Source organism: Chrysosporum bergii ANA360D (assembly GCF_029891735.1).
Classification (GTDB): Bacteria; Cyanobacteriota; Cyanobacteriia; order Cyanobacteriales; family Nostocaceae; genus Umezakia; species Umezakia bergii.
The window spans coordinates 38,376-54,532 of record NZ_JANQDH010000108.1; the positions used below are offsets into that span (position 1 = coordinate 38,376).

14 protein-coding genes are annotated in these 16,157 nt (G+C 42.7%); all 14 read left to right on the forward strand.

The annotated features are described in order from the left end of the window. Positions 1–212 precede the first annotated feature (212 nt). The 14 genes from scyA (at position 213) to eboE (ending at position 16,067) form a co-directional block, all read left to right on the forward strand. The gene (scyA, locus tag NWP17_RS15690; protein WP_280655804.1) at positions 213–2,090 is read left to right on the forward strand and encodes a scytonemin biosynthesis protein ScyA; all 1,878 of its coding nucleotides are present in this window, start codon (positions 213–215) and stop codon (positions 2,088–2,090) included. Between the two features lie 12 nt (positions 2,091–2,102). After that, positions 2,103–3,155 (forward strand): tryptophan dehydrogenase ScyB, encoded by a 1,053-nt coding sequence (gene scyB / locus NWP17_RS15695; protein WP_280655805.1) that lies wholly within the window; start codon positions 2,103–2,105, stop codon positions 3,153–3,155. A 16-nt stretch (positions 3,156–3,171) separates the two neighbouring features. Continuing rightward, positions 3,172–4,125, forward strand: a complete 954-nt coding sequence (gene scyC / locus NWP17_RS15700; RefSeq protein WP_280655806.1) for a scytonemin biosynthesis cyclase/decarboxylase ScyC — start codon at positions 3,172–3,174, stop codon at positions 4,123–4,125. Between the two features lie 51 nt (positions 4,126–4,176). Beyond that, positions 4,177–5,424 (forward strand): ScyD/ScyE family protein, encoded by a 1,248-nt coding sequence (locus NWP17_RS15705; protein ID WP_280655807.1) that lies wholly within the window; start codon positions 4,177–4,179, stop codon positions 5,422–5,424. Positions 5,425–5,442: 18 nt separating this feature from the next. Then, positions 5,443–6,768 carry a ScyD/ScyE family protein gene (locus tag NWP17_RS15710; RefSeq protein WP_280655808.1) on the forward strand — a complete coding sequence of 442 codons (1,326 nt, stop codon included), beginning with the start codon at positions 5,443–5,445 and terminating at the stop codon, positions 6,766–6,768. A gap of 74 nt (positions 6,769–6,842) precedes the next feature. After that, the gene (gene scyF / locus NWP17_RS15715; RefSeq protein ID WP_280655809.1) at positions 6,843–8,003 is read left to right on the forward strand and encodes a scytonemin biosynthesis PEP-CTERM protein ScyF; all 1,161 of its coding nucleotides are present in this window, start codon (positions 6,843–6,845) and stop codon (positions 8,001–8,003) included. A gap of 105 nt (positions 8,004–8,108) precedes the next feature. Next, on the forward strand, positions 8,109–8,792 hold the full coding sequence (locus NWP17_RS15720) for an EboA domain-containing protein (protein WP_280655810.1): 684 nt from the start codon (positions 8,109–8,111) through the stop codon (positions 8,790–8,792). A gap of 35 nt (positions 8,793–8,827) precedes the next feature. After that, complete coding sequence (locus tag NWP17_RS15725) at positions 8,828–9,763, forward strand: TatD family hydrolase (RefSeq protein ID WP_280655811.1); 936 nt, start codon at positions 8,828–8,830, stop codon at positions 9,761–9,763. Positions 9,764–9,777: 14 nt separating this feature from the next. Next, positions 9,778–10,695: a UbiA-like protein EboC gene (gene eboC, locus NWP17_RS15730; RefSeq protein WP_280655812.1), complete on the forward strand. Its 918-nt coding sequence runs from the start codon at positions 9,778–9,780 to the stop codon at positions 10,693–10,695. Between the two features lie 126 nt (positions 10,696–10,821). Further along, positions 10,822–12,084 (forward strand): glycosyltransferase family 4 protein, encoded by a 1,263-nt coding sequence (locus NWP17_RS15735; protein WP_280655813.1) that lies wholly within the window; start codon positions 10,822–10,824, stop codon positions 12,082–12,084. 44 nt (positions 12,085–12,128) lie between these two features. Beyond that, positions 12,129–12,989: a bifunctional chorismate mutase/prephenate dehydrogenase gene (gene tyrA, locus NWP17_RS15740; RefSeq protein WP_280655814.1), complete on the forward strand. Its 861-nt coding sequence runs from the start codon at positions 12,129–12,131 to the stop codon at positions 12,987–12,989. Between the two features lie 4 nt (positions 12,990–12,993). Continuing rightward, on the forward strand, positions 12,994–13,641 hold the full coding sequence (locus NWP17_RS15745; RefSeq protein ID WP_280655815.1) for a DsbA family oxidoreductase: 648 nt from the start codon (positions 12,994–12,996) through the stop codon (positions 13,639–13,641). Then, positions 13,635–14,840 carry a 3-dehydroquinate synthase gene (locus NWP17_RS15750; protein WP_280655816.1) on the forward strand — a complete coding sequence of 402 codons (1,206 nt, stop codon included), beginning with the start codon at positions 13,635–13,637 and terminating at the stop codon, positions 14,838–14,840. Before NWP17_RS15745 ends, NWP17_RS15750 begins: the two co-directional genes overlap by 7 nt. A 3-nt stretch (positions 14,841–14,843) precedes the next feature. Further along, positions 14,844–16,067 (forward strand): metabolite traffic protein EboE, encoded by a 1,224-nt coding sequence (eboE, locus tag NWP17_RS15755; RefSeq protein ID WP_280655817.1) that lies wholly within the window; start codon positions 14,844–14,846, stop codon positions 16,065–16,067. Positions 16,068–16,157: the final 90 nt, after the last annotated feature.

Below are 16,157 nucleotides of genomic sequence, written 5' to 3' on the forward strand. Positions count from 1 at the left end.
ATTTTTATTAATTCTAAGATGATTCCCATCAGCACAGTCAAGACTGTGTAACCGTGACAAGAAATCTAGTCACTGCCCTCACAAGCATCTCAGAAGAATTAATGAGTATTCCACCATCTGGTCATAACAAACAGATTGGTATTAGAGATTCTTTGTACAGTGATTGTCTATCAAATAGCCTTTTTGCAAATTTCTGGAATTAAGTTAAATAAATGAGTCCCAACTATACTGATGCCAATACTTCTCAAATCACTACTGAATTATACAAGGAATTCTCAGTAAACAACTACTCAGAATCTTCCCCTAACGGTTCTCAACAGTTGGAAAAAGTAGAGCAAAACAAGGACATTCAACCTTTCTTGCTCAACCAACCTCCTCAACTGTCAGTTGCCGAAGCGATCGCCCAAATATTAGAAACACTAGGTATAGAATATGCCTTTGGAGTAGCCGGCGGCGCAATAGCTAACCTATGGAACGCCCTTTCTAATAGCAACATACAAGTATTCAACTTCCGCCACGAAGCAGGGGCTGCATTTGCCGCTACTGAAGCCTACTTTGCCAACCATCGCCCCACTGTAATCTTTACCACCGCAGGACCTGGAATCACTAACGCCCTCACTGGTTTATTCGCCGCCCGTGGAGAAGGAGCAAAAGTAATTTTATTATCAGCCTGCACCTCAGCATCCCAAAGAGGAAAATGGGCAATTCAAGAAACCAGCACCTACACCCTACCCAGTAGCGGTATCTTCACTCCAGGGACCATATTCAACTACGCCATCACTTTAGAATCCCCAGACCAAATTCCCCAAATCTTCCGGAAAATAGCCCTTGGGTTGGCACAACCAGGACCTTTTGTTGCCCATTTAAGCATCCCTACCGCCATCCAAACCAACTTAATTGATTCCTTACCCCCATTAGACATACCAACATTTTCCTACCCCCCCAGTCCAGAAACCATTACCAAAACCATAGAACTACTATCCACAGGCACATTCGCCATGTGGCTGGGTTTTGGCGCACGTCACGCCGCAGATGAAATTCGCATCTTAGCCGAAAAAACTGGCGCAGCAGTTATGTGTTCCCCTCGTGGTAAAGGCATCTTCCCAGAAAATCATCCCCAGTTTGTTGGTGTGACCGGGTTGGCCGGTCATAGTTCAGTCCTCACCTATATGGAAGAACACACCCCCCAACGCACCCTAGTATTAGGAACCCGCCTAGGAGAACCCACATCATTCTGGAACAAAACCATGGTTCCCCCCCAAGGTTTTATTCATGTAGATATCGACCCAGAAGTTCCAGGAGTAGCTTATCCACACGCAGAAACATTCCCCATTCAGTGCGACATCAAAGCTTATCTCCAACAATTACTACAACAATGGGAGGAAATTCCTACCATCACACACATATCCCTGCCCCATCCACAGCCCCCCATCATCACCCACGCCGCCACAGTAGATGATAGTCCAGTGCGCCCGGAATTTTTAATGGCAGCCATTCAAAAAATCATTGTAGAAGGTAGTGATGCTGTGATTATGGCCGAATGTGGTAACTCCTTCACCTGGTCAACTCATCTACTGCGGTTTGACCACCCCCAGCGTTACCGAGTTAGCACTGGTGTAGGGGCCATGGGTCACACTGCAACAGGAGTGTTAGGAGCGGCCCAAGCCCGAAAAGGTAAAGCAGTAGCCATTGTTGGCGACGGAGCTATGTTAATGAACAACGAAATTAGCACAGCCGTTAAATATAACATCCCCGCAGTGTGGATTGTACTCAACGATGCCCGTTACAATATGTGCCATCAAGGCATGAAAACCCTAGGTTTACAAGGCGCAGATGCAGAAATGCCGGAAACTAACTTTACCATGATCGCTCGCGGCATGGGAGCAGAAGCAGTGGGAGTAGTGCGGGAATCAGATTTAGAACCAGCATTAAACCAAGCCATGGTTGCCAAAGTTCCCTTTCTCGTTGATGTTGTCATTGACCCAGACCAACCAGCCCCCTCTGGTGGTAGAAACAAAAGTCTAGCAGCTCAAGGGGTGACAACAAAGCAAATTAACGGTAGTAAACCAGCCTCATTTCCTGCACTTTAACCAATCAGCACAATGCCACTGTTTGAAACTGTAAAAGACATGGGTCATGAACAGGTGCTATTCTGTCATGGCAAAAATCCTCCCATAAAAGCAATTATCGCCATCCATAACACCAGCCTGGGTCCAGCTATGGGAGCCACAAGACTCTACCCTTATGTGAGTGAGGAAGATGCACTAACAGATGTGCTGCGCCTCAGTCGAGGTATGACCTACAAGGCAGCCTGCGCTAACATCCCCATGGGAGGAGGAAAGGCAGTAATTATAGCCCATCCCCAGCAAAAAACCCCAGAACTGCTCAAAGCCTATGCAGGTTTTATCAACAACCTCAACGGACAATTCATCACAGGACAAGATATTAACCTCACCCCTGAAGATGTACGAGTAATTCGTGAACAAACTAAATACGTGGTAGGAGGAGAAGAAAAATCCGGCGGACCCGCCCCCATCACAGCCCTAGGAGTATTTCTAGGCATCAAAGCCGCAGTACAAGCCCATTGGCAAAGTCGAGAACTTCAAGGGCTGAAGGTGGCTATTCAAGGACTAGGAAATGTTGGTAAAAATGTCTGCCGTTACTTACACGAACATAAAATCAAACTTTATGTCAGCGATGTAGATCCAGCTAAAACGGCAGAAATGCAGCAACTTTTTAACGCTACAGTTGTTAGTAACCAAGAAATTTACTCACAAGATGTTGATATCTTCGCTCCCTGCGCCCTAGGCGGAATCATCAACCAGCAAACAATACCCCAACTCAAAGCAAAAATCATCGCTGGCGCTGCTAATAATCAACTAGCAGATGAAAAAACACATAGTCAAATGCTCACGGAAAAAGGTATTACCTACTGCCCAGATTATGTGATTAATGCCGGGGGTTTAATTAATGTTTACAACGAAATGATTGGCTATGAAGACACTAAAGTTATGCAGCAAGTACATCAAATTTATGACACCCTGCTCACCATTTTCGACATAGCTAAACGCAAAAATATCACTACTAACGAAGCCGCACAGCAACTGGCAGAATATCGCATCATTAACACCAAAAAAAAACCAAATTATCAATAACTAACTGGAGTCACTAATGGAAAAAAATTCATTTGCTACATCAACCTACATCGCCGCCTCCCCTGAAAGAGTTTTTGAATATCTGTGCGGTTTAAAAAACCTAGATGAATGGACACTCTTTAGCCGGATGATCAAGCAAATAGACCAAGACACCTGGCTAGGAACAGCATCAGGTTATCAAAAAAACCTCTACTACCATGTGAAGAAACTAGAAAATGAGCTTTTTTACGGCATTGAATGGCATTGCGGATTTGAATATAACAACTACTTCCAAGTATACCCCGTTCTCCTCTTTCCCCCCCATTACATCGACCCAGAAACAGACGAAACAGGTGTGTATTTTCATTGGTTGAGCTTTGTTGACCCCAAACGACAAACCCCTATGATTATGCAGGGTATTCACACCGTACACACATCAGAAACTCGCTCCTTAAAAGCCATTCTAGAACGCCAAGGCGGACGCAGCACAGCAGCAAAGGGTCGTTACTTTATCGACACTGATACCATCTATGTTGATGCACCTGTTGATATGGGGATTGACTATTTATCGGACTTGGAAAAAATGGATGAGTGGGCCCATTTATTGCGACTAACTAAGCAGATTAATTCCCAATCTGGAGAATTTAAAGATGAATATGAGCAAAAAGTAAAAATTTCCCTGCGTCCACACAAATTAAGTAAATATCACTTACTAGAACAAGAGTACTTTTATCCAGATTACGGATTTTACCAGCGTTCTGTGGCTTTACTTATTCCCACAGCCTATGCCTTTGCTGACCCTGAAGCATCTGGATTTATCCTACATCGAATCACCTTTTGGCACACAGATCAACTCCTTGCCCACGGCAAACTACAAATTGAAGACTTTGGCGCTGAAAGTATGAACATTAAAAGAATGTTAGAAGCCCAAGCGGGTAATATGCAATCTTTTGATTTGGGGATGAGTTATATCCCAAAGTCTCATAAATAAATTCTTGGTTTTCCCTGTGAAGATGCGCTCTCATTATGTAACTAACTGTAAATGAACATCAAGCATTTGACTATTACCCTCCTTAGTCTATATCTAACAGCTATGTGGGGTATGAAATCAGCCACCGCCGCATCCTTTACAGTCGTAGCCGACGGCTTAAATAATCCCGGTGGGTTAAGCTTTGGTCAAGATGGTAAACTATACATCACTGAAGGCGGAAGCGGAGGAGAGGGCCCCTGTGTTCCTCCCCCCAGTGGTAGCGGTGATTCCTTATGTTTAGGCAATAATGGTGTGGTTAGCGTTATTGATAACGGTGAAGTAAAACCGATATTAACAGGACTACCCTCTTTAGCCCGCACTGATGGAACTAGAGCCGCAGGACCCCGGGACATTCAATTTGATCCCACAGGCCAAGCTTATATATTACTAGGATACGGCGCTAATCCCACCTTTCGCGATCGCTTAGGAGAAACCGGACTAGGAACCATCATAACCCCAGACCTTGACAACAACACCTGGACAAGCATTGCAGATATCTCCAACCATGAACTTGTCAACAATCCCGATGGTGAAGACTTAAACAGTAACCCTTTAAAATTCATTATTGATGGTAATCAAATGATTACCATAGACTCAGCAGCTAACAGCCTAGTCAGCTACGACATAGCGCAAAATACAATACAAACCCTGGCAGTATTTCCCCAGCAACAAATTATCAATCCAGTCTTCCCTTCCGGGGCTTCTCCCTCCCCGGAACCAGAGCAAATATCAACCGAAACAGCACAAACTACAACTCAATCAGTGCCCACCGCAATCACCCAGGGACCAGACAATGCCTACTACATAAGTGAGTATACAGGGTTTCCTTTTCCGGAAGGTGGAGCGAAAATATACCGAGTTGGCGATGACGGAACACCAACAATTTATGCAGATGGGTTGACTCAACTCATAGACCTAGACTTTGACCCAGAAGGCAACTTATACGCCCTGCAATACGCCAACGAATCAGCCTGGAAGGGTAACCCAGCAGGTTCTTTAATCAAAATAGCCCCCGACGGCACACAAACCACTGTTCTCAGTGGTAACGGATTAGAATCCCCCACAGGCTTAAGCATCAGTGATGACGGTGTAATTTATATCGCCAACCGAGGCGATCGCCCGTGGGCAGGGCAAATCATCCGCGTAACCAACACCCAATCAGTACCCGAACCCCACACCCCATATACACCATTAATTTTCAGCACCTTGGGTTTAATTTGCTTCACCAAGAAACATAAATTTTTACTCAATAAACACTAACTATCAACCCCAGAAACCATGAAACTCAAGTCATTTACTATCACACTCCTAACCTTTTGTGCCGCATCCCTAGCCAGCAGCACTGCTGCGGCCGCCGCCACCTTATCAGTAGTCGCAGATAACCTTAACAACCCCCGCAACTTTGACTTTGCCCCGGACGGCAGCATTTACCTAACAGAAAGCGGCTCAGGAGGTGACGGTAAAGACGGTCGATGTGTACCCTCACCCAGCGCCCAATATATACCCCTATGTTCTGGAGAAACAGCCTCTCTGATTAAAATCACCCCAGACGGTAACAAAGAAACAGTCATCCCCAACCTGCCATCCTTAGCTCTAACCCCTTCTGGAGAACAAGCAGCAGGACCTGCCGACTTTAAATTTGATTCTCAAGGAAACGCTTATCTTTTATACGGCTTTGCAGGGAACCCCAACACCAGACAAGAACCCTTAAACACCCCCCTGCTAGGACAACTATATAAAGTAGACCTAGAAACCAACACCTTCACCAGCCTGGCAGACTTCGCCCAATATGAACTAGACAACAACCCAGACGGCAGCGACGTTATTAGTAACCCCTATGCTTTAGAAATACAAGACGACACAGCCTATGTAGTAGATGGAGGGGGGAACACAATATATTCCGTGGGACTTGATGGTAGTGGCATCAAAAACGTAGCCAAATTCCCAGAAAAAGTACTACCAGCCGAACAACTAGAATTTCCCACACTTCCAGAAGGAATAGTAGACCCCACAGGAGGCGCACCATTACCCCCCGGCTTTACCACAGCCACCAACGGCTTACCAGTATCAAATCAATCAGTTCCCACTGGGATAACTATAGCCCCCGATGGCAGCTTAACAGTCAGCGAATTTACTTACTTTCCCTATCCAGAAGAAGAAGCCCGCATTTATACAGTTAACCCTGACGACTTATCAATAGAAACCATAGCCGACGGTTTCACCCAACTAACCGGGGTAGCATACGACCCAGAGGGTAATTTATACGCTTTGCAACACCTCGACCAATCAGAATGGAAAGCCATAGAACAAGGCGGTAACATCATCGGTGATGTCAGTGGTTCTCTGATCAAAATAGCTCCAGATGGTACACGCACCACGATTTTGAGTGGCGACGACGGACTAGAACTAGCATCTGGTTTAGCCTTTGGACCCGACGGCAACCTATATACATCCAATTACTCTCGCCTATCGGGAACAGGGCAACTAGTCAGAATTGACCTAACACCAGAGAAAGTACCCGAACCCGCCGCAATTGGGGCAATAGTAGCCGTGGCTTTGAGCATTTTTTCCAAAACCAAAAGCAAAAATTTATCCCCCGATTAACCGTTATAAACGCCTTACATCCTGGAAGTAAACCAACCCAACCCTAAAAAAACCATTAATAGGAGTTCAACTTAATGGCACTCGTAAAAAAATTGTCCATGGCATTAGCAAGTGCTGGGTTAATCACCCTCACAGCAACCAGTCCAGCAGCAGCCTTAAATTTAAAATACGAAACCAGCATAGGCAGACCTGCTACATTTACCGATAATGACTTTCCCGGAGTTCCAGGAGTATTAACGGTTCCCCAAGGGATAGGAGTAGAAGACTCCACCGGAAACATATTTGTCAGCAATGGCAGAGGTATAGACCGAGTGGATGTATTTGATAGTCAAGGCAACTACATCAAAGGCATAGGCAGCACTGGAACTGGACCAGGAGAATTTGACGAACCGGCTGACCTGAGATTTAACCCCATCACCGGAGACCTGCACGTAGGAGACGTTTTCAACAGTCGAATTAATGTATTCGATGCCCAAGGCAATTACAAAACTTCCTATGGTTCCTTTAGCGGTCCGGTAGAAGACAGATTATTTTTTGGTCCTGGGGGAATGGACTTTGACGCAGCCGGCAACTTATACGTAAGTGATTTTAGTGCTGATGTTATCAAAGTATATAATCCCCAAGGAGAACAAATTAAAACCATAGGTAGCCCCGGCAGTGAACCAGGTCAATTTTCAGGTCCTGGAGGTTTAATAATTTCCGACACCACAGGTAAAATTTACGTCAACGACCAATATAACGGACGGGTTCAAGTCCTGGACCCGGAAGGTAACTTTCTCTTTGCCTTTGGCTCCACAGGTTCTGAGCCGGGACAATTCAAAGAACCCATCGGCATAGATGTAGATGAGTATGAAAATATTTACGTAGCCGACTCTCAAAACAGCCGGGTTCAAGTCTTCGATGCCAACGGCAACTTTCTCACATCCTTTGGTGAACCCACCCGCGATGCTAACGGAGACATAGTTCCACCCCCCACCCCACCTGCATTAGGAGGCACAACCCCTTACGGTGACCCCATAGACCTAGAACCAGGTAAATTTAACTGGACAGCGGGACTACACTACAACGATGACAAAATTTACGTAGGTGATTTTTTTCAAGGTCGCATCCAAGTCTTAGAAGTAGAACGCACAGCCAGAGTACCAGAACCAACCGCCTTGTTAGGTTTAGGACTGTTCGGGCTAGGGTCTACAGTTGTAAAACTGCGAAGAAACAGACTAAGAAACAGTAATTAATTGAGAAAATTCGGCGTTGGTCATCTTCAATCACGCAACGCCGATTTTTTCTCTGGTGTCAGAGAAAAAAAACCAAAATATCAAAGTGTTACCATGATAATAATAATGCCAAATGTAGTTTATAGACAACAAACCAATATTTACAACCTGTTATTACATTGGCTATCACAGCAAATTAGTCATGAAACCTTAACATGGCTAGAGCAAACAACAGAACAAATCACCCATCAAACAATTTTCCAGACATTTAGTCTCACACCTCATCACATAGGCAAACAACCACTACAACTCAGCCCCAAAGACCGACAAGCTGTAGCAGACATGGAAGATGGTTGGTGTCCTAGTCATTGGAGAGTAGACCAAACCGCTCGCACTTTATTAGTTTTAGCCCTAGCCGAGAAATACCCAAATAAATATCAGCAAATATTAGAGCAGTTATTCACCACCGCAGACTTGGAAGAATTAATTGCCTTATATCAAGCCTTACCACTGCTCCCCGACCCAGAAAAACTACAAAACCGAGCTGCCGAAGGAGTACGCAGCAATATTACCACAGTTTTTGATGCGATCGCCCTACGCAATCCGTACCCAGCCCGGTACTTTTCCAATGCTGCATGGAATCAAATAGTATTAAAAGCCTTACATTTAGGGAGACCGCTTCATTTAATTTCTGGGCTTCAACTCCGGGTTAATAAGGACCTCAGCAAAAAGTTAATCAACTACGCCCACGAACGCCACAGCGCCCATCGTCCCATCCCCGCCCAAATTTGGCAACTAGTAGAGCCTTGACCAATAACTATTACCTATTCCCTGTATGATGTTTTATGATGTTTATTGACCCCCACATACACATGACCTCCCGCACCACCGACGACTATGAAAAAATGAGCCAAGCAGGTATAGTCGCCGTCATTGAACCAGCATTTTGGTTAGGACAACCCCGGACTAACATTGGTTCCTTTCAAGATTATTTCAGCAGTCTATTGGGCTGGGAGAGATTCCGCGCCTCTCAATTTGGCATTAAACACTACTGCACCATAGGTTTAAATTCCAAAGAAGCCAATAACGAAGCCTTAGCAGCAGCAGTCATGGAAATACTGCCCTTGTATGCTTGTAAACAAGGTGTAGTAGCCATTGGAGAAATTGGCTATGATGACATCACCCCAGCAGAAGATAAATATTTTCGCCTCCAACTAGAACTAGCCAAACAACTAAACAAACCGGTGATGATACACACCCCCCACCGGGATAAAAAAGCCGGAACAATACGCAGCATGGATGTTTGTGTTGAACATGGCTTAGATCCAAACCTAGTCATCATAGACCATAACAACGAAGAAACCGTAGCAGAAGTGTTAGAACGAGGTTTTTGGGCAGCTTTCACAATTTACCCCCATACCAAAATGGGCAACGCCCGCATGGTAGAAATTATCCGGGAATATGCAGGAAACACCCCCACCGGACGTGACAACATCCAACGAATAATTATAGATAGTAGCGCTGACTGGGGAATTAGCGACCCCTTAGCAGTCCCCAAAACAGCTTGGTTAATGCTAGAGCGAGGAATACCCCAGGAAGATGTAACAGCCGTGTGTTATCAAAATGCCCTTTCTGCCTATAGCCAGAGCGGAGAGATAACAGGATCACACTGGCTAGAAACAGTCCCCATCGACCAGCGCCAAAAGTTTCATGACAATTCAATACTCAGGGGACAAGAACCAATAGTAGATTTTTGCCCTGAAAACACATTAATTTCATAAAGCAAAACCAAAACATGAAAAGCGTTAAAGTAAATTCTCAGAGCCTGTGGGCATATCTGCAACTAACCCGCCCGGCTAATATAATTACCGCTTGGGCTGACATCCTAGCCGGCATAGCAGCATCAGGTTATCTCACCATCACCCAAGACCCCCCACCATGGAACTTTATCCCTCCAGTGTGGTTACTGATAGCCACCACTGGTTTATATGGCGGAGGCGTTGTACTTAATGACCTATTCGACATGGAAATAGATTTGTTAGAGCGACCAGAGCGCCCCATCCCTGGGGGTACAGCATCCCCTCAAGTAGCAGCCCTTCTGGGGGGTTGGCTGTTAAGTGTAGGTATAGTGGCTGCCTCTCAAGTTTCTTTTTTTAGTGGTGGGTTGGCTTTGACTATAGCAGCAGCGGCTTTATTTTATAATGCCTTTGGCAAGCACTATACTATTCTTGCTCCCATTAATATGGGCTTATGCCGTGGGGGTAACTTGCTGTTAGGTGTCAGCATCACGCCGGCAATAGTGGGAGAATATTGGTTTTTAGCATTGATTTCCATTGTTTACATAGCCGCTATTACTCTTTTAAGTCGAGAAGAAGTGCATGAAGCGCATCTGACTACAGCAGTAATGGCACTGTTGATGATAGTGATGGTGATTTTAGGTTTGTTAACCCTGGGACTATTCACAAACTACCATCTTTTAACAGCCCTACCCTTCCTGATATTTTTCATGATTCAAATCTTGTCACCCCTAATTAATGCTCTGCAACAACCCACCCCTGAATATATGAGATTAGCGGTTAAAAGTGGGGTTATATCAGTAATTATATTAGATAGTTGTTTAGTTGCTGGGTTTGCAGGTTGGATATGTGGGTTACTGGTTTTGAGCTTGTTGCTTATATCTACTAAACTTTCACAAATATTTGCAGTAACCTAAATACAGTCAAAATAATTATCCCTAATATCATATTCGCTTAATGATCTTCTTGTAACACAAGCATCCTGCTTATTAATTTTGAATACTGCTGATTTAATTACAGTGCCCGCCAAACATTAACATTCTATGCACATTTTAATTTATTCCTACAACTACTACCCAGAACCAATTGGAATTGCCCCTTTAATCACTGAATTAGCAGAAGGACTAGTTAAGCAAGGTCATAAAGTCCGCGTAGTTACGGGGATGCCCAACTATCCCCAACGCCAAATTTACCAGGGATATCAAGGTAAATGGTACTTAACTGAAGAAAAAAATGGTGTGATAATTCAGCGCAGTTATCTACACATTAAAAACAAACCCAAGCTATTAGACCGCCTATTGCTAGAGTTAAGCTTTATCTGTACAAGTCTACCACAGGCACTCAAACACAACCCACCGGATATAATTTTATTAACAACTCCCCCTTTACTAGCTTCTTTACCAGTCAGCTTGCTAAGTCGGCTATATAAAGCCCCAGTGGTGCTAAATGTGCAAGATATTCTTCCCCAAGCTGCCATAGATATTGGATTAATCAAAAATAAATTGATGATTGGACTTTTAACAGCCATAGAAAAATTTGCATATCACCAAGCCCACACTATCAGTGTTATTAGTGAAAAGTTTAGACAAAATTTAATTAATAAGGGAGTCCCCCATCAAAAAATAGTTTGCATACCCAATTGGGTCAATGTCAATTTTATTCGCCCTACTAATAAAAACAATCAATGGCGAGCCATTCATCAACTAAATAGTAAATTTATCGTACTTTATTCAGGTAATATTGCCTTAACACAAGGACTAGAAACAGTAGTAGAAGCAGCAGTTCGCCTGGGTGAAATTAAAAATATTGTGTTTGTGATTGTTGGGGAAGCAAAAGCATTACAAAAATTGCAGCAATATTGTTTAAGTCGTCAGGCCAATAATGTACTACTATTGCCATTACAGCCACGAGAACAATTACCGCAAATGTTAGCGGCAGCTAATGTGGGGTTAATTGTGCAAAAACGTAATGTTACTTCATTTAATATGCCTTCAAAAATACCATTGCTGTTAGCTAGTGGTAGCCCTATTGTGGCTTCAGTTCCTAGAACTGGTACTGCTGCTCAAGCAATTGAACAAAGTGGTGGGGGTATAGTGGTAGAACCAGAATCACCCCAAGCCTTAGCAGATGCAGTAGCGAATTTATATCATAATCCCACTTTTGCAGCCAGGCTTGGTGAAAGAGGGAGAAAATTTGCGGTAGAAAACTATTCCTTTGACCAAGCTTTATATGCCTATGAACAGTTATTTTCTGATTTAATCTCTAAGCAAAAACCATCTGTGGATATCCTGTCAAAAATGACCTAAATTACATCAGTTATATAAAATTGAAATATCATCAAATTAAGCGTATGAACCCAGAACAGCTTAAACAAATTAATCAAAGGTTAGTCACCATAAACCGAAAAATTACTATTATCGGCGGTATGGGCAGAATGGGAAATTTATTTAGACAGCAACTTTCAGCAGCAGGTCATTATGTTAGTGTTCTTGAACAAAAAGATTGGGTGTATGCAGACCACCTGTTAAATCAAGCAGATTTAGTGTTAGTTAGTGTCCCCATTGAAAAAACTGTTGCGGTTATTAAGCGTGCAGCTGAGTATCTATCACCAAATACAGCCTTGTGTGATGTCACTAGTGTCAAAACTCAGGCTACTCAAGCAATGCTGACATACCATTGTGGCCCTGTAATGGGACTACATCCTATGTTTGGACCTAATGTCAATTCATTCCGAGGACAAAAAGTGGTGGTGTGTCCAGGTAGAAATGATGATGCTTTTCAATGGTTATTAGATTTAATTACCAAACAGGGGGGTGAACTAATTACCAGCACTCCTGAAGAACATGATAAAATGATGGTAATTGTTCAAGCAACTCAGCACTTTTCTAGATTTAGTCTTGGTGTTTTCTTGAGTGCAGTTCAAGTTGACATAGAAAGTAGTTTGTCTATGTCAACACCTAGCTATCGTCAAGAAATAGAAATCCTTAAGCGCTTGTTTGCGCAAAACCCTAATTTATGTATTGACATCATACTGGCCACAGAAGAACGATGTCAAGCAATTAACTATTTAGCTGATACTTACAGCCGCTTGGCAAGGCTGGTGAGAAAAAAAGACCGTGCTGCATTACTCCAAGAATTTGAAACCGCCCAGGAATTTATGGGGTTACAAAATAACTCATCTTTAGTATGTTTGTCGGAAACTGGTTATTAAAATCATGCTGATAGATGTTTTTCACGATACCGCCTGCCCTTGGTGCAGAATAGGGCAAAAAAACCTTTTTGATGCTTTAGGACAATGGAAGAAAGAACCTGTAAACATTCGTTGGCATCCTTTTTTTCTTGATAGTTCTATTCCTCCAGAGGGATGTGACTTTCACAGCTTTATGCGGCAGCGAAAAAAACTCACAACTGTACAACTCCAACAAATGTTTAATCATGTGCGTTTGATGGGTGAGGCGGTAGGAGTGCAATTCAATTTTGATAAAATTCGTTCGGCTGTTAATACTCGACTTTCTCATCAACTAATTGCCATTGCTTCTACTGATTTGAGAAATAATATTGTTGAAGCAATTTATCAGGCTTATTTTGAATATGGTTTAAATATTGGTGATGTTGAAGTTTTAGTTAATGTTGGTAAAAGTTATCAAATGAATGAAAATTATCTGCGGCAATGTCTCACAGATACTTATAATATTCATATGGTGATTACTGAAGCCAAAAAAGCTCACTTGCAGGGCATTAATAGTGTACCTTGCTTTATTTTTAATAACCAAATCATGGTCAACGGTTCTCAGTCAGTAAATGTATTACTCCGGGCTTTAAACCGGTCTGCGTTTATAGAGGTATTGGCAAAACAATGGTAATCAACTTTTCTCCTCAAGCATTTTCTACTAAAGCAGCAATTAGTCAAAATATTACTGTTAATTTTAACTATCAAGTTCACTTTACCAAGGATTTATTTGATTTAAAAAATACTACTTTGGTAGAAGTAATCAACCCAGGACAAGAAGCAGGACAGAGCAAAATACTAGTGGTTGTGGATGGAGGATTATTAAATTTCCAACCCGCATTACTTGAGCAAATAGAAACATACACTAGTTTCTATGGCGAAATATTAAATTTAGCAGAAAAACCAATTATTGTCCCTGGGGGAGAGGCTGCGAAAAACCATCGCACTTGCTTAGACCAAATTCATCAAACTATCGACAAAAATGGCTTGTGTCGTCATTCCTACATCATAGCCATAGGGGGGGGTGCTGTGTTGGATTTGGTGGGATATGCTGCCGCTACTGCCCATCGGGGAATTCGTTTGATTCGAGTTCCTACTACAGTACTCGGACAAAATGATTCTGGTGTTGGAGTAAAAAACAGCGTCAATGCCTTTGGGAAAAAGAATTTTTTAGGTACTTTTGCCCCTCCTTATGCAGTGATTAATGATTCAGCTTTTTTGACTACTTTAACACAACGTGACTGGCGATCGGGTATTGCGGAAGCTGTTAAGGTGGCTTTGATTAAAGATGGTGATTTTTTTGATTTTATTCACACCAATACTACAGCCCTCAACCACCGAGAAGGGGAAATAATGCAGCAGCTGATTTATCGCTGCGCCCAATTACACTTACAACACATCGCTAACAGTGGTGATGCTTTTGAAAGTGGTTCATCCCGTCCTTTGGATTTTGGACATTGGGCTGGTCATAGATTGGAATGTTTGACTAATTATAGTTTACGTCATGGGGAGGCTGTGGCCATTGGAATGGCTTTAGATAGTACTTATTCTTATTTTCTGGGAAAACTTTCTTACTGGGAACTACAAAAAATAGTTACCACACTAAAGGCGCTGGATTTTATTTTATATGTGCCAGAGTTAGCTCAATATATATCCGAAGTTGATCACCCCCGGTGTTTATTCCGTGGTTTAAAAGAGTTTCGGGAACATTTAGGGGGTGAGTTATGTTTGACTTTGCTGGAAGGTATTGGTGAAAGCTGTGAGGTTGATTATGTAAATTTATCTCTGTATCAAAAAGCTGTTTGGCAGTTACAAAAATTCGCTCTTAGTTAAATTATGAAAATCGGAACAAATAAAATTTTTGATTTAACTTACTGTACCAATGTTCACCCAGGGGAAGAATGGAAACAAGTTTTGGCTAATTTAAAGCAATATATCCCCCCCCTGAAGGAGAAACTAGCAAGCCAAAAACCTCTGGGAGTTGGTTTACGTCTGGGGTCGGTGGCTGCACAACAATTAATCCTCAAACCAACTTTGACAGAATTACAACACTGGTTACAAGAACAACAGTTATATGTGTTTACTGTGAATGGCTTTCCCTACGGGAAATTTCATCAACAAGTGGTGAAAGACCAAGTTTATGCACCGGACTGGACAACAAAGGAGCGATACCAGTACACTTTACTACTCACAAGGATTTTGGCAGAGTTATTACCTAGCGGGGGTGAAGGTAGTATTTCTACTTTACCAGTGTCTTACAAACCTTGGCACAAAACCAGCCAAGGGCGTGCTGCTGTTATGGATAAAGCTAGTGTTTACATGGCCCAGTTGGTGGCTGATATGGTTTATATCTATCAACACTATGGTAAGTTGCTGCATTTAGATTTGGAACCAGAACCTGATGGGTTGATTGAAAACGGATCTGAGGTGGTGAATTTTTTTCAACAGCATTTACTACCTGTGGGAGGGGCTTTTTTGGTAAAGCATCTGGGGGTTTCTCTGGAAGTTGCGGAGGGCTATTTACTTAATCATGTCCGGGTTTGTTATGACACTTGCCATTTTGCTGTGGTGTATGAAAATCCGGTAGTGGTTTTCCAGCAGTTGGGGGCTGTGGGAATTCAAGTTGGTAAGGTTCAAGTTAGTGCAGCTTTACGGGTAAATATACCAGATGACTCGCTTTTACGTGGTGAGTTAACCAGACAATTGTATTCTTTTGCTGATTCTATTTATTTACACCAAGTTGTCGCCCGTGGAGATGATGATAAATTGTTTCATTATCGGGACTTGGGACAGGTTTTACCTCTTCTAGAAAAAACACTAGCCCAAGAATGGCGAATACATTTTCATGTCCCTGTTTTTGTGAATGATTATGGTTTGTTGCAGTCTACCCAAGAACATATTACAAGTGTGTTTAAGTTGCTGCATGATGGCTACAGCTGTACTCATTTAGAAATTGAAACTTACACTTGGGAGGTACTTCCTCCGGGGTTGAAGTTAGATTTATCAGACTCCCTAGCCAGGGAATATGAATGGGTACAAAAAAATTTTTATTATTTTTGATGACTTTCTAGAAATTCTTCAACAAATATAGCGAATTTTGCCAAAGTAGGTACGGTAGGGGAACCAGATACCGGCACTACAAGAGTTTTA

Excerpts from the sequence above, each read along its gene's own strand:
- eboC (WP_280655812.1), top strand. The coding sequence starts at position 9,778 with ATGAAAAGCGTTAAAGTAAATTCTCAGAGCCTGTGGGCATATCTGCAA.
- eboE (WP_280655817.1), top strand. The coding sequence starts at position 14,844 with ATGAAAATCGGAACAAATAAAATTTTTGATTTAACTTACTGTACCAAT.
- tyrA (WP_280655814.1), top strand. The coding sequence starts at position 12,129 with ATGAACCCAGAACAGCTTAAACAAATTAATCAAAGGTTAGTCACCATA.
- NWP17_RS15725 (WP_280655811.1), top strand. The coding sequence starts at position 8,828 with ATGATGTTTATTGACCCCCACATACACATGACCTCCCGCACCACCGAC.
- NWP17_RS15705 (WP_280655807.1), top strand. The coding sequence starts at position 4,177 with ATGAACATCAAGCATTTGACTATTACCCTCCTTAGTCTATATCTAACA.
- scyA (WP_280655804.1), top strand. The coding sequence starts at position 213 with ATGAGTCCCAACTATACTGATGCCAATACTTCTCAAATCACTACTGAA.
- scyC (WP_280655806.1), top strand. The coding sequence starts at position 3,172 with ATGGAAAAAAATTCATTTGCTACATCAACCTACATCGCCGCCTCCCCT.
- NWP17_RS15745 (WP_280655815.1), top strand. The coding sequence starts at position 12,994 with ATGCTGATAGATGTTTTTCACGATACCGCCTGCCCTTGGTGCAGAATA.
- NWP17_RS15720 (WP_280655810.1), top strand. The coding sequence starts at position 8,109 with ATGCCAAATGTAGTTTATAGACAACAAACCAATATTTACAACCTGTTA.
- NWP17_RS15710 (WP_280655808.1), top strand. The coding sequence starts at position 5,443 with ATGAAACTCAAGTCATTTACTATCACACTCCTAACCTTTTGTGCCGCA.
- scyB (WP_280655805.1), top strand. The coding sequence starts at position 2,103 with ATGCCACTGTTTGAAACTGTAAAAGACATGGGTCATGAACAGGTGCTA.
- NWP17_RS15735 (WP_280655813.1), top strand. The coding sequence starts at position 10,822 with ATGCACATTTTAATTTATTCCTACAACTACTACCCAGAACCAATTGGA.
- NWP17_RS15750 (WP_280655816.1), top strand. The coding sequence starts at position 13,635 with ATGGTAATCAACTTTTCTCCTCAAGCATTTTCTACTAAAGCAGCAATT.
- scyF (WP_280655809.1), top strand. The coding sequence starts at position 6,843 with ATGGCACTCGTAAAAAAATTGTCCATGGCATTAGCAAGTGCTGGGTTA.